Origin of the sequence: Bacillus rugosus (assembly GCF_023238245.1) — a bacterium.
GTDB lineage: Bacteria > Bacillota > Bacilli > Bacillales > Bacillaceae > Bacillus > Bacillus rugosus.
Map to the genome: position 1 here is coordinate 3052501 of NZ_CP096590.1, position 21196 is coordinate 3073696.

At 43.8% G+C, this 21196-nt stretch carries 18 protein-coding genes, 1 tRNA gene, 2 rRNA genes and 2 riboswitches (1 of these 23 cut by a window edge); of the genes, 7 read left to right on the forward strand and 14 right to left on the reverse strand.

Going from position 1 to position 21196, the window contains the following annotated elements; all coding sequences use genetic code 11:
- Both M0696_RS15570 and M0696_RS15575 read right to left on the reverse strand, forming a co-directional pair.
- Positions 1–1092: ribosomal RNA gene (locus M0696_RS15570) — 23S ribosomal RNA — on the reverse strand (it extends 1836 nt beyond the left edge of the window).
- 231 nt (positions 1093–1323) lie between these two features.
- Positions 1324–2873: ribosomal RNA gene (locus M0696_RS15575) — 16S ribosomal RNA — on the reverse strand.
- The 16S and 23S rRNA genes sit together here, the layout of an rRNA operon.
- A 459-nt stretch (positions 2874–3332) precedes the next feature.
- A riboswitch (TPP riboswitch) is annotated at positions 3333–3434 on the forward strand.
- Positions 3435–3534: 100 nt separating this feature from the next.
- Between M0696_RS15575 and thiT the strand changes: the two genes are divergently transcribed.
- Positions 3535–4113, forward strand: coding sequence for an energy-coupled thiamine transporter ThiT (thiT, locus tag M0696_RS15580; protein WP_166849240.1), 579 nt, complete (start codon positions 3535–3537; stop codon positions 4111–4113).
- A 41-nt stretch (positions 4114–4154) separates the two neighbouring features.
- Here thiT and M0696_RS15585 read toward each other — a convergent pair whose 3' ends face one another.
- Genes M0696_RS15585 through M0696_RS15595 form a run of 3 tightly spaced genes read right to left on the reverse strand, consistent with a single transcriptional unit; the run spans position 4155 to position 6774 of the window.
- Positions 4155–4676: a GNAT family N-acetyltransferase gene (locus M0696_RS15585; protein WP_166849237.1), complete on the reverse strand. Its 522-nt coding sequence runs from the start codon at positions 4674–4676 to the stop codon at positions 4155–4157.
- 17 nt (positions 4677–4693) lie between these two features.
- The gene (gene floT, locus M0696_RS15590) at positions 4694–6229 is read right to left on the reverse strand and encodes a flotillin lipid rafts scaffold protein FloT (protein ID WP_222141917.1); all 1536 of its coding nucleotides are present in this window, start codon (positions 6227–6229) and stop codon (positions 4694–4696) included.
- A 20-nt stretch (positions 6230–6249) separates the two neighbouring features.
- Positions 6250–6774: an NfeD family protein gene (locus M0696_RS15595; protein ID WP_222141918.1), complete on the reverse strand. Its 525-nt coding sequence runs from the start codon at positions 6772–6774 to the stop codon at positions 6250–6252.
- A gap of 168 nt (positions 6775–6942) precedes the next feature.
- Between M0696_RS15595 and M0696_RS15600 the strand changes: the two genes are divergently transcribed.
- Entirely contained in the window at positions 6943–7431 is a 489-nt protein-coding gene (locus M0696_RS15600; RefSeq protein ID WP_222141919.1) for a DinB family protein, read from the forward strand.
- A gap of 5 nt (positions 7432–7436) precedes the next feature.
- On the opposite strand, the gene M0696_RS15605 is transcribed toward M0696_RS15600, so the two are convergent.
- The 3 genes from M0696_RS15605 to betB form a co-directional block, all read right to left on the reverse strand.
- The gene (locus M0696_RS15605; RefSeq protein ID WP_222141920.1) at positions 7437–8015 is read right to left on the reverse strand and encodes an MOSC domain-containing protein; all 579 of its coding nucleotides are present in this window, start codon (positions 8013–8015) and stop codon (positions 7437–7439) included.
- An 87-nt stretch (positions 8016–8102) separates the two neighbouring features.
- On the reverse strand, positions 8103–9311 hold the full coding sequence (gbsB, locus tag M0696_RS15610) for a choline dehydrogenase (protein ID WP_222142442.1): 1209 nt from the start codon (positions 9309–9311) through the stop codon (positions 8103–8105).
- A 15-nt stretch (positions 9312–9326) separates the two neighbouring features.
- Positions 9327–10799, reverse strand: coding sequence for a betaine-aldehyde dehydrogenase (betB, locus tag M0696_RS15615; protein WP_248602128.1), 1473 nt, complete (start codon positions 10797–10799; stop codon positions 9327–9329).
- 197 nt (positions 10800–10996) lie between these two features.
- On the opposite strand from betB, the gene gbsR reads away from it, so the two are divergent.
- From gbsR to ktrB, 4 genes are all read left to right on the forward strand, one after another.
- Positions 10997–11539 (forward strand): transcriptional regulator GbsR, encoded by a 543-nt coding sequence (gene gbsR, locus M0696_RS15620; RefSeq protein WP_248602129.1) that lies wholly within the window; start codon positions 10997–10999, stop codon positions 11537–11539.
- 206 nt (positions 11540–11745) lie between these two features.
- The gene (gene bslA / locus M0696_RS15625; protein WP_166849219.1) at positions 11746–12291 is read left to right on the forward strand and encodes a biofilm surface layer hydrophobin BslA; all 546 of its coding nucleotides are present in this window, start codon (positions 11746–11748) and stop codon (positions 12289–12291) included.
- A gap of 146 nt (positions 12292–12437) precedes the next feature.
- Positions 12438–12586: riboswitch (cyclic di-AMP (ydaO/yuaA leader) on the forward strand.
- A 74-nt stretch (positions 12587–12660) separates the two neighbouring features.
- Positions 12661–13329, forward strand: coding sequence for a potassium uptake protein KtrA (gene ktrA, locus M0696_RS15630; RefSeq protein ID WP_222141923.1), 669 nt, complete (start codon positions 12661–12663; stop codon positions 13327–13329).
- 6 nt (positions 13330–13335) lie between these two features.
- On the forward strand, positions 13336–14673 hold the full coding sequence (gene ktrB, locus M0696_RS15635; RefSeq protein WP_166849180.1) for a Ktr system potassium transporter KtrB: 1338 nt from the start codon (positions 13336–13338) through the stop codon (positions 14671–14673).
- 38 nt (positions 14674–14711) lie between these two features.
- Here ktrB and M0696_RS15640 read toward each other — a convergent pair whose 3' ends face one another.
- The 3 genes from M0696_RS15640 to M0696_RS15650 all read right to left on the reverse strand — a co-directional run bounded on the left by M0696_RS15640 (position 14712) and on the right by M0696_RS15650 (position 17632).
- Positions 14712–14975, reverse strand: a complete 264-nt coding sequence (locus M0696_RS15640) for a YiaA/YiaB family inner membrane protein (RefSeq protein ID WP_003222348.1) — start codon at positions 14973–14975, stop codon at positions 14712–14714.
- Between the two features lie 108 nt (positions 14976–15083).
- The gene (locus M0696_RS15645; protein WP_222141925.1) at positions 15084–15932 is read right to left on the reverse strand and encodes a glucosaminidase domain-containing protein; all 849 of its coding nucleotides are present in this window, start codon (positions 15930–15932) and stop codon (positions 15084–15086) included.
- Between the two features lie 164 nt (positions 15933–16096).
- Positions 16097–17632 carry an MFS transporter gene (locus M0696_RS15650; protein ID WP_248602130.1) on the reverse strand — a complete coding sequence of 512 codons (1536 nt, stop codon included), beginning with the start codon at positions 17630–17632 and terminating at the stop codon, positions 16097–16099.
- Positions 17633–18153: 521 nt separating this feature from the next.
- On the opposite strand from M0696_RS15650, the gene M0696_RS15655 reads away from it, so the two are divergent.
- Complete coding sequence (locus tag M0696_RS15655) at positions 18154–18639, forward strand: cysteine dioxygenase (protein ID WP_166849135.1); 486 nt, start codon at positions 18154–18156, stop codon at positions 18637–18639.
- Between the two features lie 106 nt (positions 18640–18745).
- On the opposite strand, the gene M0696_RS15660 is transcribed toward M0696_RS15655, so the two are convergent.
- The 3 genes from M0696_RS15660 to M0696_RS15670 all read right to left on the reverse strand — a co-directional run bounded on the left by M0696_RS15660 (position 18746) and on the right by M0696_RS15670 (position 21016).
- Positions 18746–18818: transfer RNA gene (locus M0696_RS15660), tRNA-Ala, on the reverse strand.
- 108 nt (positions 18819–18926) lie between these two features.
- Positions 18927–19757: an undecaprenyl-diphosphate phosphatase gene (locus M0696_RS15665; RefSeq protein WP_222141927.1), complete on the reverse strand. Its 831-nt coding sequence runs from the start codon at positions 19755–19757 to the stop codon at positions 18927–18929.
- A 92-nt stretch (positions 19758–19849) separates the two neighbouring features.
- Entirely contained in the window at positions 19850–21016 is a 1167-nt protein-coding gene (locus tag M0696_RS15670) for an AI-2E family transporter (protein ID WP_222141928.1), read from the reverse strand.
- Positions 21017–21196: the final 180 nt, after the last annotated feature.

A 21196-nucleotide genomic window follows, 5' to 3' on the forward strand; every position in this document is an offset into this window, starting at 1 on the left:
TAAGCAACTCCACATCCTTTTCCACTTAACGTATACTTTGGGACCTTAGCTGGCGGTCTGGGCTGTTTCCCTTTCGACTACGGATCTTATCACTCGCAGTCTGACTCCCAAGGATAAGTCATTGGCATTCGGAGTTTGACTGAATTCGGTAACCCGGTAGGGGCCCCTAGTCCAATCAGTGCTCTACCTCCAAGACTCTTACCTTGAGGCTAGCCCTAAAGCTATTTCGGAGAGAACCAGCTATCTCCAGGTTCGATTGGCATTTCACCCCTACCCACACCTCATCCCCGCACTTTTCAACGTGCGTGGGTTCGGGCCTCCATTCAGTGTTACCTGAACTTCACCCTGGACATGGGTAGATCACCTGGTTTCGGGTCTACGACCACGTACTCATGCGCCCTATTCAGACTCGCTTTCGCTGCGGCTCCGCATCTTCTGCTTAACCTTGCACGGGATCGTAACTCGCCGGTTCATTCTACAAAAGGCACGCCATCACCCGTTAACGGGCTCTGACTACTTGTAGGCACACGGTTTCAGGATCTCTTTCACTCCCCTTCCGGGGTGCTTTTCACCTTTCCCTCACGGTACTGGTTCACTATCGGTCACTAGGGAGTATTTAGCCTTGGGAGATGGTCCTCCCGGATTCCGACGGAATTTCACGTGTTCCGCCGTACTCAGGATCCACTCAGGAGAGAACGAAGTTTTGACTACAGGGCTGTTACCTCCTATGGCGGGCCTTTCCAGACCTCTTCATCTACCTCGTTCTTTTGTAACTCCGTGCAGAGTGTCCTACAACCCCAAGAGGCAAGCCTCTTGGTTTGGGCTAATCCCGTTTCGCTCGCCGCTACTCAGGGAATCGCATTTGCTTTCTCTTCCTCCGGGTACTTAGATGTTTCAGTTCCCCGGGTCTGCCTTCTCATATCCTATGAATTCAGATATGGATACCACTCCATTACGAGTGGTGGGTTTCCCCATTCGGAAATCTCCGGATCAAAGCTTGCTTACAGCTCCCCGAAGCATATCGGTGTTCGTCCCGTCCTTCATCGGCTCCTAGTGCCAAGGCATCCACCGTGCGCCCTTTCTAACTTAACCGTTAAAAAGAATCACTATGTGATATCTTGTATTACTAATTGAATGTGATGTCTACTGTTATCTAGTTTTCAAAGAACAACGCATAGGATATGCTAACACATGCGTTGCCACAAGATGTGGCGCATTTAGCAGGTGCTCCTATGTTCGAAGGAATGATCCTTCAAAACTAAACAAGACAGGGAACGTTCTGTTTATAAGACCCAAGGTCTTATATTCCGTAAATATCCTTAGAAAGGAGGTGATCCAGCCGCACCTTCCGATACGGCTACCTTGTTACGACTTCACCCCAATCATCTGTCCCACCTTCGGCGGCTGGCTCCTAAAAGGTTACCTCACCGACTTCGGGTGTTACAAACTCTCGTGGTGTGACGGGCGGTGTGTACAAGGCCCGGGAACGTATTCACCGCGGCATGCTGATCCGCGATTACTAGCGATTCCAGCTTCACGCAGTCGAGTTGCAGACTGCGATCCGAACTGAGAACAGATTTGTGGGATTGGCTTAACCTCGCGGTTTCGCTGCCCTTTGTTCTGTCCATTGTAGCACGTGTGTAGCCCAGGTCATAAGGGGCATGATGATTTGACGTCATCCCCACCTTCCTCCGGTTTGTCACCGGCAGTCACCTTAGAGTGCCCAACTGAATGCTGGCAACTAAGATCAAGGGTTGCGCTCGTTGCGGGACTTAACCCAACATCTCACGACACGAGCTGACGACAACCATGCACCACCTGTCACTCTGCCCCCGAAGGGGACGTCCTATCTCTAGGATTGTCAGAGGATGTCAAGACCTGGTAAGGTTCTTCGCGTTGCTTCGAATTAAACCACATGCTCCACCGCTTGTGCGGGCCCCCGTCAATTCCTTTGAGTTTCAGTCTTGCGACCGTACTCCCCAGGCGGAGTGCTTAATGCGTTAGCTGCAGCACTAAGGGGCGGAAACCCCCTAACACTTAGCACTCATCGTTTACGGCGTGGACTACCAGGGTATCTAATCCTGTTCGCTCCCCACGCTTTCGCTCCTCAGCGTCAGTTACAGACCAGAGAGTCGCCTTCGCCACTGGTGTTCCTCCACATCTCTACGCATTTCACCGCTACACGTGGAATTCCACTCTCCTCTTCTGCACTCAAGTTCCCCAGTTTCCAATGACCCTCCCCGGTTGAGCCGGGGGCTTTCACATCAGACTTAAGAAACCGCCTGCGAGCCCTTTACGCCCAATAATTCCGGACAACGCTTGCCACCTACGTATTACCGCGGCTGCTGGCACGTAGTTAGCCGTGGCTTTCTGGTTAGGTACCGTCAAGGTACCGCCCTATTCGAACGGTACTTGTTCTTCCCTAACAACAGAGCTTTACGATCCGAAAACCTTCATCACTCACGCGGCGTTGCTCCGTCAGACTTTCGTCCATTGCGGAAGATTCCCTACTGCTGCCTCCCGTAGGAGTCTGGGCCGTGTCTCAGTCCCAGTGTGGCCGATCACCCTCTCAGGTCGGCTACGCATCGTTGCCTTGGTGAGCCATTACCTCACCAACTAGCTAATGCGCCGCGGGTCCATCTGTAAGTGGTAGCCGAAGCCACCTTTTATGTTTGAACCATGCGGTTCAAACAAGCATCCGGTATTAGCCCCGGTTTCCCGGAGTTGTCCCAGTCTTACAGGCAGGTTACCCACGTGTTACTCACCCGTCCGCCGCTAACATCAGGGAGCAAGCTCCCATCTGTCCGCTCGACTTGCATGTATTAGGCACGCCGCCAGCGTTCGTCCTGAGCCAGGATCAAACTCTCCGATAAATGGATCACAGGTTAAGTTCACCGCATCCTGCGGCGACGCCTGTGCGACCTGCATCGTGCAGGTCCTAGTTTGACTGACTACGCACATCGCTGTGCGATTTTATAAAAATGAATTAACAGGCACGTTTTGTCTTGTTTAGTTTTCAAAGATCATTCTGTTGCCTCTCAATGAAGCAGCTTTAATAATATAACATTCAGCTTATTTTTTGTCAACAACTTTTTTCAAATTGTTTTGAAGCTTCTTGTTTTGTCTGCTGTTCATCAGCGACGTTTAATAATATAACACCTGTATTTATTTATTGCAATAGTTTTTTCAAAAAAAATTCTATAAAACAAATAAACTATAATTCTCGTCATGTCATATTTATCATATAACTATTTTAAAAGAACATATACATCATGTAGTATGATCTTGTTGTTTTTTTCTTTTTCTTGTATAGTAGAAACGAATTAAATATTGATGACCACAAGGGGAGCATTAAAGCTGAGAGTGAGCGGTATCGTTCTGACCCTTTGAACCTGTTAGTTAACGCTGGCGTAGGGATGTGGCAAAGTCAAATGAATTGCAGCTCGTAAAGCAGTGCGTGGAACTTTTCTCATCCTTCCGCGTGCTGCTTTTTTGTTGTCCTTTTGGATTGTCTATCAATGAAAGGGGATTTTTATGAATCAATCTAAGCAACTGGTTCGCCTTATTGAAATTGCAATTATGACTGCAGCTGCTGTTATTTTAGACATCGTCTCAGGAATGTTTCTTAGAATGCCTCAAGGAGGCTCGGTCTCTATCATGATGATTCCGATCTTTTTGATTTCGTTTCGGTGGGGTGTCAAAGCAGGTCTTACTACCGGCCTGCTGACAGGTCTGGTTCAAATAGCAATCGGAAACTTATTCGCACAACATCCTATACAGCTATTGTTAGATTACATTGTCGCGTTCGCAGCTATCGGAATAAGTGGATGTTTCGCTTCTTCTGTACGTAAAGCCGCTGTTTTAAAAACAAAAGGGAAGCTGATTGTTTCAGTAGTCAGCGCAGTATTCATCGGCAGTTTCCTGCGCTATGCCGCGCATGTCATTTCAGGGGCAGTGTTTTTCGGCAGCTATGCTCCAAAAGGAACGCCGGTATGGATTTATTCTTTAACTTATAATGCTACTTATATGGTTCCTTCATTCATCATCTGTGCAATTGTCCTTTGTTTATTATTTATGACTGCACCCCGTTTGCTCAAAACTGACAAAGCTTAACATGACACCCCCCAGCGCAGTTCGCTGGGGGGTGTTTTTTGTTATCTATTAAGAACTGTTTTCAAAGCAGAAAGATCCGGCCAGCCAAACCCTACTTCTTTCAGCCTTTCTCCTGCGATTTCAAAGCTATCCTCCGCTACTCTTTCAGGTGAATAGGCCTGATAAAATGTAATTGAGGGGTTCTCCTGAATGACCCAAGCAAACATACTCGAAAAGCCATGATGAAGCAAAAACTCCGCTCCTTTTGCTAAGAGCGCTCTGCCTGCACCTTGCCGCTGATGCTCTTCTAAAAGGTAAATAGCGTATAGCTCGCCGTCATAGCCTTCTTGTTCAGAGCGAATAGGTCCAAATGAAGCAAAGCCGAATATTGAGCCTTTGTCATCGTGAGCCACAAATACACCTTTTAACGAGCGACTTTTCCATTTGTCTTCAAATTCCTTGTAGTTCAGACTGTTTAAGTATTCAGCCGGGACAATTCCTTGATATGTTGTCCTCCAGCTGTCTACATGCACTTTTGCAATGTCCTTTATATCCTCTAACTTTGCTTCTCGTACAGTTACCATCCACTGGTATCCTTTCCTTAGTCATTATTCTGGTTTTGGACCGTTTTTGCGTCTTTTATTTCATTTGTTAATTCGTTAATGCTTTGTTTTACGTTTCCTTTTCCTGAAAAGTTCTCGATCATTTCTTTTACGTCAATTCCCGACGATGCTTTTAAGCTTTCTTGCAGGCTTGACATTAAGTTCGTCGCATAGCTGGTTACTTTGTTGGCGCCGCTTGACTCACCGCTTCCTCCTGTATCAACAACGGTGATTTTATCAATATTTGAAAGAGGTGCCGCTGCTTGTTTCGCGTATTCCGGAAGCATTTTTACGATCATATCGAAAATCGCCGCCTGCCCGTACTGTTCAAAGGCAGCCGCAATTTTCTCTTTTGCTTCCGCTTCTGCCAGACCTTTTAGGCGGATAACCTCTGCTTCTGTTTCCCCTTTTGCTTTTTCAGCTTCTGCTTTTGCCAGCCCGTCAATTCTGACTTTTTCCGCCTCAGCCTTCGCCATTGCTTCTATACTGTATTTCTTGGCATCGGCTTCAGCGAGCTGTTTTGCTTTCTCAGCTGCTGCGGACTGCTCGACTGAATAACGATCTGCATCGGCTTTTTTCTTAACCTCAGAGTCATATTGACGTTCACGGCGAAGAATTTCTTTTTCTTCTAGTTCGATTTGTTTTTGGCGTTCGATAATTTTAACCTGCATTTCCTGCTCTGTGACTTGCTGGCGCGCCTTGGCAGTCTCTAAATCATATGCCTGGTCGGCATTCGCTTTTGCCGTATCTTGCTCTCTGCGATATTCAGCCATTTTGAGCTGATTGACTTTTTCAGCTTCAGCGATTTCCGTTGCCCGTTCTAGTTCTGATTTTTTTGCATCTTTATCGGCTTCTGCCCGCTTAATTCGGGTTTCTTTATCAGCCTCTGCTGTTGCGATATCAGCATCGCGTTTTACTTGGGCAATTCTCGGTTTTCCTAACGATTCAAGATAACCATTTTTATCACGCACATCTTTAATGGTAAAGGAGACAATCACAAGTCCCATTTTTGCGAGATCCTGTGAAGCGACACGCTGTACCTCCTGAGAAAATTTTTCTCTGTTTTTATAGATTTCTTCAACTGTCATTGAGCCGAGAATGGAACGAAGGTGGCCTTCTAAAACCTCCCGCGCTTCCTGCTCACGGTCATCTTTTGATTTCCCTAAAAACTGTTCGGCTGCTGTAGCGATTTCTCCTATAGAACCGCCGATTTTAATAATCGCAGTTCCATCTGCCATTACAGGCACTCCTTGTTCTGTATAGACTTCAGGCGTCGATACATCTAGTTTGCTTGATAATAGGCTTAGCGGCTCTGCCTGCTGGAAGACGGGAAGGACAAAGGTTCCTCCGCCGCGGACGATTTTAAGACGGTTGCCGCCTTCATCGACATGAACATTTTTATTGCCCAGATAGCTCCCCGTTACGATTAACGCTTCATCAGGCCCTGCCGTACGATACTTTGTGATAAACACGGCAATAAGTGCAATTAATAAAAAGAATACAACTCCGATGACAATTATAATCGGCATTGTCATATCACATTCCTCCTTGTGTTTTAAATAGGTTCATGCGGAGTGACCGAAAGAACTCCGTTGTTAACATCTACGACCAAAACCGCTGTTCCGTAACTGATCCGCTCATTATCAAAGCTGACCGCTGACTTTGAGATGGTGCCGCCTATCCCTTCAATGACCACTTCACCAAACCCATCTACAGGAACAGCTGTAATTACTTTACCGACTCTTCCTCTTAGATCATCTTCTTTATAAACCAATGATTCTTCTGCGGATGATAATGGCACCAAGACAAAGATATGAAGCAATACCACCAGCATGATCGAAAGGATGCAAGAGGAAAGCGCGATCAACAGGCTCGACAGGGGCAATATGAGCTCGCCTATATATCCGCCTGCTGAAAAACATGTAAAAAATGCGAGCACCAATGTCGGATTAAAAAACGGAATGCCTTCTGACAGCCCAGCAAATATATCTCCGAAAAACAGAAATAACAGCGTAAGACTGCCCGCAATAATAAGCGTATAAAGATAAATCGTGTGTATAGGAACGCCAAGTAACTCCAACTTCCTCATCCTTTCTTCATCAATGCATTGATGAACGGCTGCCGTTACCATTTATACGAGATACAACGGGAAAGGTTTCAAAATTTTAAGATAAATAACCCATTTTGAAGTGCTTGATAAATGAAAATTGCTTATATATATGGTAATGTCATTTTAGGAGGAGATATGATGAGTATCTTTAATGAAGCCAGATTAGAAACGTGGAACGAAGTGAAAGGACTTTCTGACGAAAAGCTGAATCAAAAGCCCTCTGCTGACGAATGGAGCATACGGGAAGTGCTTGACCATTTGAGAAAAATCGATATGACCGCACAAAACATGCTGAAGGAACGTGTAAAGGAAGCTCCTATTAAAGAAGTTGAAGAAAAACCGCTTGAGGTAGCACAGGACAGAAATAATAAACGGAAGGCTCCGAGTCACCTTGAGCCTGAGCATGATTTTATTTCAGGCAGCCAAATGAAACGCGAGCTTGATGTGGTAAGAGAGCAGCTGACAGCAGCAATTGCCTCTCTGAAAGAAGAAGATTTTGAGAGAGTGCTTCCTCATCCTGTATTTCAAGAGCTGACTGTCAGACAGTGGATCGATTTTATTGGACATCATGAAAAACGGCACCTCAGCCAGATTAAAGAAATTAAAGAAAAGGTAGAAAGGGCCTGATTTGATCAGACCCTTTCTGCTTTTCGTTTGACTTTCCTCTGATAGGAATGAACTTCTATTTCATCACCGGCGTAAACAGCACCAGGTCTCTCAACAATGCAGACAATCCCTCTTATGCCTAGAGCGTGACGGACGAAAGCCGGCGCCAGCTTCAGATTGTCTGGATAATAAGACTGAATGACTTCTCCCGGCTGAATACACGGATCATTTTCTCCCTCACACAGCAAAGCGGCTCCGCTTGGAAAAATGAGCCGGCTTCCTTCTTTTAACGAAGTAAGATCAGGTATGCCACTGACTGCCACATTCGCCCCAAGCCATTCTGGCAAAATGCTCGGCACTCCCATTTTTAAAGCAATTTCATCACATTCCTCTATTGAAACGATAGAAATTTGTCTCCGGTTGAAAATTTCAGTCCCTCTTGAAAACATCGGTTCTCTGGCTCCCGCTTTTTTGGTCAGGCCAAAATGCAAGTCGCCGGGGATGCCGCCATAATCAAAATCAAGCTTGTCCATTTGCTTTGTTACGAAGCTTTCTGTATCTGCGATATATACGCCTTCCGCTTTTGCGGTCATACGCTTCCACATCAGCAGCACCTTCCTTCTTCTCTAAAATTTCCATCTATACTACATTATCCAAAAAAATCCCGCTCTGTAAAGGAGCGGGACATGCCGTTATACCGTTTTAGGTGTAAGGTTAAAGCAGCGCTTGTAGATCCAATTGTATGCTTTTTCATTTAAATCTCTAGGGTTTCCGAAGGTTTGCGGATCTTTCATCGCTTCTTTTGACAAGCGTTCGATCATATCTGGAGATACTCCCTGCTCTTCTAAAGTTGGTACTTCTAAGTCCTCGACCAGGTCATACATCCAATTGACAGATGCTTTCGCAGCTTCTTCTGTAGTCATAATGCTTGTATCAATACCGAACGCTTTCGCAATACGCGCAAATTTCTCAGGGTACCCCTTCCAATTGTATTCCATGACAGGGCCCATCATCGCAGCCACACATTGACCGTGAGCGACTGGGATAATACCGCCAAGCGTTTGACTCATCGCATGAGCCGCGCCGGCTGATTCACTGCCGTAAGAAAGACCTGCAAGCATCGCAGCCTGTGCCATTCCGTATCTAGCTTCCAGATCCTCTCCGTCAGCAAATGCTCTTTTAATGTAATGAGCGGCATATTCAATCGCCATCAAGGCAACTGCATCCGTGATTGGCTGCGCAAATTTCATTGTATAGCACTCAATGGCATGAGCAAGTGCATCAATTCCTGTCATCGCTGTTACATGCGGAGGCATTGAAACATGAAGCTCAGGATCAATGATGGTCAGGTGCGCTGCGATCAGCGGACCGCCTGTGTTGAATTTGAATTCTCTTTCTTCATCTGTGATAACCGCCCATTGGGTTACTTCTGATCCTGTTCCAGCCGTTGTCGGAATTGTTGTCAGCGGAGGAATACGGTTTTCCAGCGGTTTTTTCCCATCTGCCGCTTCATAATCCAGTACGCTTCCTTCGTGAGTCGCTTCTACTCCGATTGCTTTTGCAGTATCCATGGAGCTTCCGCCTCCGACTGCCACCAAACCATTACAGTTCTCTTTTTTGTAAAGCTCAGACCCTTCATTCACCAGACGGACAGGCGGGTTTGGCTCTACTTTATTAAAGAGCACCACTTCAATGCCTGCTTCTTTAAGTGATTCGATAACCGGATCTACGACGCCGGCTTTATAAATTCCAGGGTCTGTGACAAGAAGTGCTTTTAAAACGCCCAGCGCAGCTACTTCTTCACCCGTATTCTTGACGGCTCCGATTCCGTGCTTAATCACAGTTGGAATTTCAAATGTGTGGAATTTGTTCATGCTTTCTATTTTCATATTTAATGTCATCATTAACTCCCCCTCTTATGAATTGAACCAATTAATCGCTGCCGGTTTTGTATTGCGATACACATGTTTGACTTCGGTGTATTCCTCAAGACCTATTTTTCCAAGCTCGCGTCCGAACCCGGATTGCTTATAGCCGCCCCATGGCGCCTGCGCAAAGTACGGATGGAAATCGTTAATCCAAACTGTTCCCATTCTCAAGCGGGCTGCTACGCGTTCGCACTTTTCAATATCTTTTGACCACACCGCTCCGGCCAAACCATAGATGGTATCATTCGCAAGCGCGATAACCTCTTCTTCCGAGCTGAAGGTTTCGACTGTCAGTACAGGGCCGAAAACCTCTTCTTGAACGATTCTCATGTCAGATTTACAGTTTGAGAAAATAGTAGGTTCATAGAAAAAACCATTTTGCAGCGCAGGGTCTTCCGGACGTTTGCCTCCTGTCTCCAGCTTCGCGCCTTCTTCTATTCCGATCTCTACATATTTTTCTACTTTTTGCCTGTGCTCTGCAGAAATAAGCGGGCCGCTTTCTGTCTCTGCGTGAAAACCATTTCCGAGTTTTATGCGTTTTGCCCGTTTGACAAGCTCTGCTAAAAATTGATCGTGAATGGCATCTTCAACAAGCAAGCGGGAACCGGCTGAGCATACTTGCCCGGCGTGGAAAAATACAGCGTTTAATGCCTGATCGACCGCAACCTCTAAATCTGCGTCCTTGAACACAATATTTGGATTTTTCCCGCCAAGTTCAAGCGCAATTTTTTTGACGTTTCCGCTTGCGGCCCGCATGATTTTTTTGCCTGTTTCGATTCCACCCGTAAACGAAATCAAATCGACGTCTTTGTTTACGGCAAGCTCGTCGCCCACTGTGGCTCCCGGCCCAAGCACAAGATTTGCGACACCTTCGGGAACGCCGGCCTCTTCCATTAGCTTGAAGACTTTGATCGTCGTTAGCGGTGTAATCTCACTCGGCTTCATGACGATCGTATTTCCTGCAGCCAGTGCAGGCGCGATTTTCCAACTCGCCTGCAGGAGCGGATAATTCCACGGAGTAATCTGGCCGCAAACCCCAATTGGCTCTCTGATAATTTTGCTTTCTGAATCAGGGATCGGAGATGAAATGATCTCTCCGCCATCTTTATCTGCCAATCCGGCGTAATATTGAAAAACATTGGCAATATCGTCCATATCCGCCTTGCTTTCTTCGAGTGTTTTTCCCGTATCAAGCGATTCAAGCTCAGCCAGCTCATCAAGGTCGCGTCTGATTAATTCCGCAATTTTCAGAACAATCTTCCCGCGTTCAAGCCCGGATAGAGATGACCATTCTCCTTTGTCAAATGCTCTTCGCGCGGCTGAAATTGCCTTGATGGCGTCCTCTCGCCCTCCTTCGCTTACGGTTGCAATTTCTTCTTGATTAAATGGATTGATAATGCTGCGGATCTGCTCTTCTTCGGCACTGATCCATTCTCCGTCAATATATAATGTTTGACTCATATAAGCCTCCTTGACGTAAATAAAGTTTGTTAAATAAAAATTTAATGTTTTTAACAACCTTAATCTAACATACGAATTTTAAACTGTCAAAGCCCCATTTTGATTTTCTTTTTGACATTTCTTTATGTTTCGTTAAGATAAAGAACATAAAGAAATAACTTAACGAATTTAATTTTCTAATGGAAAAGAGGGTCAGTATGGATGAAAATCCAGAATTTGCAGCTATAGAACAGGCTCGGGATCTTGTTATCGACTCCATTGCTGAAACGATGGATCTTTACGGTATTACCCGCAGTGTCGGGATTTTATATGGGACGATGTATATGAGGGATGAGATGACACTTGACGAAATGCGTGAGGAATTGCAAATGAGCAAGCCAAGCATGAGCACAGGCGTCAAAAAGCTTCAGGACTTAAATGTAGTGAAAAAAACATTTCACCGGGGCATCCGCAAGCATACCTTTGTGGCTGAAAAAGATTTCTTCAAATTTTTCACAAATTTCTTTCCGCCTAAATGGGAACGCGAAGTGCAGGTAAATGTAGCAGCTATTGAAGAGGCTCAGGCTGATTTACAAGAGATTTTAAGCAAGGAAGGTCTCAGTGAGGACATCAAAAATGAAGCGCTGCAGTTATACGAGCAGCTGGAAAGCTCTAAAGCCTACTATGACTGGCTGAAGCGTCTTGCTGAATCGGTGCAGAGCGGGGAAATTTTCAAATTTATACCGATTGAAACAAAGTAAAACAGAAAACGCCTGGGAAACCGGGCGTTTTTTTGTTCTTTTATATGAAATTACTACAAATTTGAAAAATACGGGAAAAACACCCCATTTACTTCCAAAATATTTGATGGTAATTTTATGTAGGTAAAATTTGTATTTGGCCGTTCAGAGGAGGTGAAAAGCGGGCAGGCCTGTATATTTTATAACTTTTTAGGGGGAATTTTATTATGAAACGCAAATTATTATCTTCTTTGGCAATCGGTGCATTAAGTCTAGGTTTACTCGTTTCTGCTCCTTCAGCTTCTTTCGCGGCTGAATCTAAATCAACTTCCGCTCATACTGAGTCTACTATGAGAACTCAGTCAACAGCTTCATTGTTTGCAACAATCACAGGGGCCAGCAAAACGGAATGGTCTTTCTCAGATATCGAATTGACGTATCGTCCAAATACGCTTCTCAGCCTTGGCGTTATGGAATTTACATTGCCAAGCGGATTTACTGCAAATACGAAAGACACAATGAACGGGCGTGCGTTGCGTGAAACACAGATCCTTAATAACGGGAAAACAGTAAGAATCCCTCTGGCACTTGATTTGTTAGGAGCTGGCGAATTCAAATTAAAACTGAATAACAAAACACTTCCTGCCGCTGGTACATATACTTTCCGTGCGGAGAATAAATCATTGAGCATCGGAAATAAATTTTACGCAGAAGCCAGCATTGACGTGGCTAAGCGGAGCACTCCTCCGACTCAGCCGTGCGGCTGCAACTAATCTCAAAAGACCGGTTAATGCCGGTCTTTTTTGTGTTTTGACCTCCCCTTTTTCCTCTATTTCCAATTTTCTTTTTTCTGGTTAAAAATTTAAATTGACAAACTCTAGAAACAGGAGTAAATTCTTGAGTGTTCAATTTCATACAGTCTCTTTTACCGCTTAATCAAACACGAACGGGGGAACCAACGATTGGCTGTTTTTTTAACAGCCTTGGGGTGAATCTTACTAAGTAAGAGGGGGTACTCTGAATCCCTAATCCGACAGCTAACCTCGTAGGCGTTTACAGAGAGGAGGTCTATTAGCGACCATTCTTCGAAATGGTCTTTTTTTGCTCAAAAAACGTTAATTTTACTAAGGGAGTTATGAACATTGGGAAGAATAAAAAATAAGCAATTTGCCGTGATCGGACTGGGCCGGTTTGGCGGAAGCATTTGCAAAGAGCTGCACAGAATGGGCCATGAGGTCCTTGCAGTTGATATCAACGAAGAAAAGGTAAATGCATACGCTTCTTACGCAACTCATGCGGTGATTGCCAACGCCACCGAAGAAAACGAATTGCTTTCGTTAGGAATACGCAATTTTGAATATGTGATTGTTGCAATTGGAGCAAATATTCAAGCGAGCACCCTGACCACCCTATTATTAAAAGAGTTTGACATCCCAAATATTTGGGTAAAGGCTCAAAACCATTATCATCATAAGGTACTTGAAAAAATCGGTGCTGACCGCATTATTCATCCTGAAAAGGATATGGGCGTCAAGATCGCGCAAAGCCTTTCTGACGAGAACGTTTTGAATTACATTGATTTATCTGATGATTACAGTATTGTCGAGCTGCTGGCAACACACAAGCTTGATTCAAAATCGATTATTGACCTGAATGTAAGAGCGAAGTACGGCTGTACAATCCTGGCGATTAAACATCATGGAGATATCCGTCTTTCTCCCGCACCTGAAGACATCATCTACGAACAGGATTGCCTGGTAATCATGGGGCATAAAAAGGATATTAAACGTTTTGAAAACGAAGGGATGTAGACATAGGTGACACTTCAAAAGGACAAAGTGATCAAATGGGTTCGTTTTACACCGCCTCAAGTGCTTGCAATTGGTTTTTTTCTTACCATTATCATCGGGGCTGTGCTGTTAAAGCTTCCGATTTCTACAATGAAGCCATTGTCATGGATAGATGCCCTTTTTACTGCAGCTTCCGCTACAACCGTTACAGGACTTGCAGTTGTCGATACCGGTACAGAATTTACACTTTTCGGGCAAACTGTCATCATGGGGCTGATTCAGATCGGCGGGCTTGGATTTATGACTTTTGCTGTTTTGATCGTCATGATATTAGGAAAAAAAATCGGATTAAAAGAACGAATGCTGGTACAGGAAGCCTTAAACCAGCCGACAATTGGCGGCGTCATAGGCCTTGTCAAAGTCCTGTTTCTGTTTTCCATCAGTATTGAGTTGATAGCAGCACTCATCTTATCCATCAGGCTTGTCCCCCAGTATGGCTGGGCATTCGGCTTGTTTGCCAGTCTATTTCACGCAATCTCTGCTTTTAACAATGCCGGGTTTTCGTTGTGGCCGGATAATTTGATGAGCTACGTTGGCGACCCTACAGTTAACCTAGTGATTACTTTCTTATTTATTACAGGAGGGATTGGATTTACCGTTCTGTTTGACATTATGAAAAATCGGCGATTTAAAGCCTTTTCTCTACATACGAAAATCATGCTTACAGGAACCCTGATTCTGAATGCGGTCGCCATGCTTGTGATCTTTATTTTAGAGTACAGCAACCCCGGTACGCTCGGCCACCTGCATATAGGAGATAAACTATGGGCTTCCTATTTTCAGGCTGTGACGCCGAGAACCGCTGGCTTCAATTCTCTTGATATTGGGAGCATGAGAGAAGGAACGATTGTATTCACTTTATTATTAATGTTTATCGGAGCAGGCAGCGCTTCAACGGCGAGCGGCATTAAGCTGACTACGTTCATCGTGATTTTAATGTCTGTGATCGCATATTTGCGAGGTAAAAAAGAAACGGTTATTTTCCGCCGCTCCATCAAATATCCGATTATCATTAAAGCTTTAGCTGTGAGCGTCACCGGTTTGTTCATCGTGTTTTTAGGGATATTCGCCCTGACGATCACAGAACAAGCGCCGTTTATTCAAATTGTGTTTGAAACCTTTTCCGCATTCGGAACTGTCGGTCTATCGATGGGATTGACTCCTGAACTCACAGAAGCGGGAAAATGTATCATTATTGTCATCATGTTCATCGGAAGAATTGGCCCTTTGACGTTCGTGTTTTCATTTGCAAAAACAGAGAAATCAAATATTCGTTACCCTGACGGCGAGGTGTTTACGGGGTGATAACAAAAAAATCCGGCGATTTAGGCGCCGGATTTTTTTTATGATTCGATATGAGATTGATTTTGTCTTTTTTCCTGTTCCGCGATGATTTCGTTATCCTCTGCGTTATCACGGGTCACTTTTTGTGTAAGAATCGCACCGACAGCTACAAGTATCATAACAGCGATGTAATAGCCTTTTTCATTGAGTTCCAGATTATCAGCATTATAGAGTCCGATACTAAACAAAAATACTCCCGCAAAAAAAGTGAAATAAGCTAATACTGTAAAGGCAACCGTGTTTCTCCGTCTATATTTCTGCACCTTTGTTCCCTCCTGAAAGCATAGTCAATAAGTGATAACTTCCGTGGAATATTATACCTCAAATTCCCCTGAATGGAACAAAGAATTAAAAATACCAAGAAAAAGGTCTCAGGTTGCTTCTTTTATTTCAACAGCTGAATCATCAATCCAGCCGATGAGTTTATCATTGATTTGGAATTGGTACCATACAGACTGGCCTTTCTGCTTTTTAGATACAACCTTTATGTCTTTGCCGATGTAAAATTGGGCAGAGGTGAGCTTTATGGACCGATCATCAGTAGAAGGCTTGGACCATATGTCTTGGACGGCACTGTCTTTAATCGAGGCGTTTAAATCCACTGATTTAAGGGATGGATTTACCTCATCGTACTCATCTAAATCGTATTTTTCCACAATATTGCTGATTTTGTCAGCGTAGTCAGGGTCTGTAGCATATCCTGCTGTTTGCAAAGCTGTTGCCGCTTCCTTATAATCCTCAGCCTCAAGCACCGGTTTATACTTCTTTTTATTCCACGATGTGCCGCGGACAAACAATTGGGCGTGATCATCCATAGATTCAAAAAACGTGCTGTATTTTCGAAACTTCGCGCGAATGGTTTTTCTTTTCCCTTTTTCAAATTCGTCCGTTTCCATCGTGACATGATGGCCTTTATAATTTCCTTTTACACCAAAAAGGTTGTTGGCCTGAGCAGCAAGCTCGCTGTTCCCCCAGTCGGATTCGAGAATGGCCTGAGCGATCGTGATGCTGGGGAGGACATGATATTTCTCATACAAAATTTGTGCATGTCCGGACAGACTGTCTATAAATACTTGCCGTTCATCAATTTCTTCAGGCTCTTTGGATGTTTCAATCGGTTTTGATAACGTTGTCGCTAAAACAAATAGGGCTAGCGGAATCGATACAATGAAAAATAGTGAAAAGAAGAGTCTACGTTTTTTCAGTTTTTTACGGGCCATGAAAAACCTTCCTTTGGGTTAAAAGATTACGAATGTAAAAGAATCATCTACCTTTTAGAATTTTACTTGCACTTCTAATATTTTTCAATTCTTTAGGGATAAAGTTGTGAAAAGATCGCAAACAAAAAAACCTTTCCCTCAAGGAAAAGGTTTTGATCATGTATCTATTTTAGTAATTTTCTGAGTGCATTACGATATTCTGTATCATGTATCACTTTATGTGATTGGACAGCATCCTTCGGCAGTCCTTGTGCTGAAACGGCCAGTTTTTCCGGAGCTGTTTTCGCTTTATCATGCGGTTTATGTGCCAGCTTGTGCCCCATACCTGTCGCGTTCATACAGAATGACAGGCAAACGAGCAGCACACTGAGGATAAAAGAAATGAAAAAGAGATCATGATAAGCAGTCATCATAGAATCCTGTATCGAACCGCTTTTTCTGGCAGCATCTTTTTTTGTGAAAAATCCGATGAGGATTGGAACTCCCATATAGACAAACAATCTTAAAAACTGAACAGCTGTCATTCTCTTGACCAAATCAGGCAGCGGTCCGCCCATAGCAGCTCCCATCAGCCCTGCGGCGACTGTCAGTCCCGTTCCAGCGGCAAGCATGATAAACAGCACTGCAAACATATAGAGAGACGATTGATCCTGCATATGCAACCATTGAAAATTCACAAATACGAGAATGAGAGCGCCTATAATACCGAGCACCCCGGGCCCGACTTTATCATAAAACAAAGCGCTCACAATGGCGGCGATCGCCACTCCGATTAAAAGAGTTAAGTTTAAAAGAATGAGATGCTCCTGAGAAATATCGTACATTTGACGGAGCAATCCTTGAAAAGCAGAAAGGCTGACAGCTACCGTTATCGTTCCTGCAGCTATGATGAATAAGCCGAGCACCGGTTTTGGCAGCAGCATCAGTTTAATAGAAATGAAGGGGTTTCTCACTTTATATTCGACAATCAATAGAACAAGGAGCAAACATAATGTAACCCCAAAGCCAGTCCATACATAACCTGATGAAAGTCCCCATTTTTGCAGAAAAATGAATGTAATCGCTGAGGCTCCAGCAAGACACACAGATAAAATGATTCCTGCACTATCTAGCGGCTGTTCTTGTTCTGCCGATCCATGATGCTCATCATGAAGAAAGAAATAGCTCACAGCGAGACCGATCAGTGACAGCGCCCCAAAGATGAAAAACAGCCATCTCCAGTGCCCGTAGCTTGTTGCAATCGTTCCTAGAATCGTGCCGATGATAACGGAGCCATAAAACCCCCCGATCAGTACCAGCAGCGCATAGTTTCTGCGGTCAGTCGGAAATGACAGAACAAGCATTGGAATCATAATCATCAGCATGACACCTGTAGCCGCTCCCTGTAAAAAGCGCCCTGCCGCCATCCACGTAATACCGCTGGAAAATGCGAAAAGCAGGGAGCCAAGTATAAAAACGGGTAATGAAGCCAGATAGATTGGACGGGCACCGAATTTTTTCCTCAGCAGCGGTCCTGCCGGCACTAATAAAGCAAAGGCCATATTGCCGATCAATATTGGATTCACCGATGTGAAGTCACTTGTTCCAACTGTCTTCTGAACAAGACCTTGAACTGACGACAATGCAGTGTTAGACATCAATCCCGGCCCGACCGCTAAAACGGCGAGCAAAGAAATCACCCAATAGTGTTTTGTCTTCATGTTGTCATTCCTTCCTATATGAATACATACGAAATACATCATTTTTTGAAAACAAAAGAAGCTAATAGATTTTGCATGCCATTAGCTTTCATTTAATACTCTCCCTATCTTGGGAAATGATATTATTTGATTATAATTATGTGAACAAATGAGCATATACTCAAACATTATTCCAAATCGATTATGTTTTGTCAATGGCGCAATTTCAAGCACAGAATAAAAGACTGAACAGCTTTTGCCCGATATCGTGTTTTGGATACCAGGGGGCTAGTACTTATACTTATTAGGTCCCTGCATGCTCCCTCAAGCATTTTAAGCCACGCCGTTTTTAACCCTTTCAAATCACTATTCCAACTAATAAACTCGAATAAATTGGTGATAAGACCACATGTTAGCCGCACAATTTTTTTGTGTTCACTGGGCGTTTGCCGCCTCTAAATTGTATATGGGTAAATACCATGAATTAATCTGCGAAATACCAATGCTAGTTAATTTTTAAATATTCCGGGAGGCAAAAACGAATGGAACTGTATGAGTGCATCCAAAACATTTTTAGCGGCTTGAAAAATCCATCGGTTAAAGATTTGGCAACTTCTTTAAAACAAATTCCAAACGCATCAACATTGAGTCAACCGTATATTAAGGAACCAGACCAGTACGCTTACGGGCGAAATGCAATCTTTAGAAACAACGAATTGGAAGTTATCGTTATTAATATTCCGCCAAATAAGGAGACAGCAGTCCACGATCATGGCCACTCCATTGGTTGTGCAATGGTGCTAGAAGGAAAGCTTCTTAATTCAATTTATCACTCAACCGGAGAACACGCAGAACTCTCCCATTCATACCTTGTCAATGAAGGGGAATGCCTTATTTCAACCAAAGGGTTAATTCACAAAATGTCCAATCCTACGTCCGAACGAATGGTGTCTCTTCATGTCTACTCACCCCCTTTGGAAGCCATGACGGTCTTCGAGGAACAAAGGGGTGTATTGGAAAATTCATGATTTACAGGTAAACTGCTTTATTTTGACTTTTGATCAACAAAAAGGTTCAACGAATGGCCTTTTTCTCACAAACAAAAAACCCTTATAGAATAAGGGTTTAAAGGTATGGAGCCAAGGGGGCTCGAACCCCTGACCTCTACGCTGCCAGCGTAGCGCTCTCCCAGCTGAGCTATGGCCCCGTATGTAACGTCAAATTTATTATAGATGATTTTTTTTTGAAAAACAAGCTGTTTTCTCTTGAATTTGACAGAAAAAATAAGGCTCTTTCCAGAGCCTTATTTTCTGACTTACATCATGATCAAAAGGATAATCACACCGAGAATGATTCGATAGATTGCAAATGGGACTAGTTTGATTTTGTTAATCAGTTTTAGGAAGAAACGGACAACAAACAGCGCGACAACAAAGGCACAGATAAAGCCGACGATGAAAAACGGCATCAGATCCGAGCTTAAGCTGTCCCAATGCTTCACAAGGCTTAGAAAGCTTGCTCCCATCATGATCGGCATCGCCATAATAAACGTAAAGTCAGCTGCCGCGCGATGATTTAAACCAAGAATAACGCCTCCGGAAATGGTTGAACCGGAACGCGAGAAACCAGGCCAGAGGGCAAGACATTGAAATAAGCCGACTCCTATCGCCTGCTTATAGGAAATGCGGTCGAGGGTGTCAGTCGCTGCTTTCCGTTTATTTACCCAATCAGCAAAAAGCATCAGGACTGCCCCGGCGATTAAACCGAAGGCCACAGTTTTAACGGAAAATAAATATTCATCAATGTAATCCTCAAACAAAAAGCCAAGAACAGCTGCAGGCACGAGCCCGACGGCAATTTGCGCGATGCTTAATTTATGACCCTGCTTCTGGTCGCTTGTAATATTCTTTTTCAAGCCGAGCAAATTCAAAATCCGGTCTTTAAACACGATTACTACTGCTAAAATGGAGCCTAACTGAATAACCACTTTGAATGAGTTGGCAGCTTCTTCTGACATCAGATTGCTTGATTTAAGCCAGATATCGTCTACTATGATCATATGTCCTGTCGAAGAAACCGGCGCGTACTCTGTTAATCCTTCTACGATTCCTAAAACGGCAGCTACAAACAGTTCCCATAGAGTCATGATTTTGATTCTCCCCATTAGACATTTATTTTTTTACATAGCGGGAGCTTTCCATACATGGAAAGCCCGTCTTATATAACTATAAACGAAAATCACACTTTATGACCTGACGCATTTTCATTTTTTTCTTCGTCGTATAAATGTGACCGCATTTTAAACCAGTCAAATAAATGTGTCGTAATGACTTTGGCAACTGCATAGCCCGGAATTGCAAGAATGATTCCAACAACGCCAAACAGCTTGCCGGCTGTTAACAGCAGAAAAATAATCGTAATTGGGTGGATGTGAAGGTTTTTCCCCATAATTTGCGGAGAGATCAGCTTCCCTTCAATCAGCTGAACAATGGTCCAAACGATCACCAGTTTGAGCAGCATGAGCGGCGATGTCACTATGGCGATGATAATCGCTGGCGTAATGGCGATCGTCGGTCCTAAATACGGAACGATGCTCGTACAAGCCGCAATGACGGCAAGCAATGATGCATAATCCAGCCCGATAATCAAATAACCGATAAACAGCAAAAAACCGATACAGAAGCTGACAATGATCTGGCCTCTGATATAAGAGCTTAACCGATGATTCATTTCGCTTAAGACTGTGTATGTCTGTTCTTTCAATCGAGTCGGCACAAACTTCAGTATGTAGACCGGCAATTTCTTTCCATCTTTTAATAAATAGAAAAGAATAAACGGAACCGTGACGATCGAAATGATAATCTCAGTCAGAGCGCCGATAAAATTCCCAACGCCGGTAAAGGTGCTGTTCACAATCGTCGCTGCCTGATCTGAAACCTTGGTTGCGAGATCAGATATATTGATGTTCATCGTCTGCTGAGCCTGGTTGACGAATTTGCTGCCGATCAGCTGTTTCGTCTGATCTTCTACGACATCCACATATCTCGGGATGTTGTCAATCAAACTCATAATTTGTTCTTTTAAGAAGGGGATGATGGACACGATCGTGATCGTGATCAGCCCGATAATCAATAGATATAACAGCAAAATAGAATAGATTCTTCTAATTCTTCTTCTCTCAAGGAAATCGACGACCGGGTTTAACAGATAAAAAACAATGCCTGTTAAAATAATTGGCAGTGAGATCGTTTTGAGAAGAACTATAATCGGGGTGAAAATAAATGATGTTTTTGTAAAAACAAGAATATTTAAACCAATCAGCAGCAGCACAAGCAAAAATAAAACAAACTTATTGTCCAAGAAGAATCGCTTGAATCTGCCGCTCCATGTTTGCAACGTCTCCACTATCGTTCCTCCGTCATATATCGTTTAACTAAATTGTACACTATCATCCCTATAATGAAAAATAAAAACCGTTAATTGCTGGAAAAACTTCCCCTTGCTTTAAAAATGTGATTTGATCTATCATGTGCTTTTCTCCTTTTTAAGCTATAATTTAGCTATATCATGCAAAAGGAGCGATAA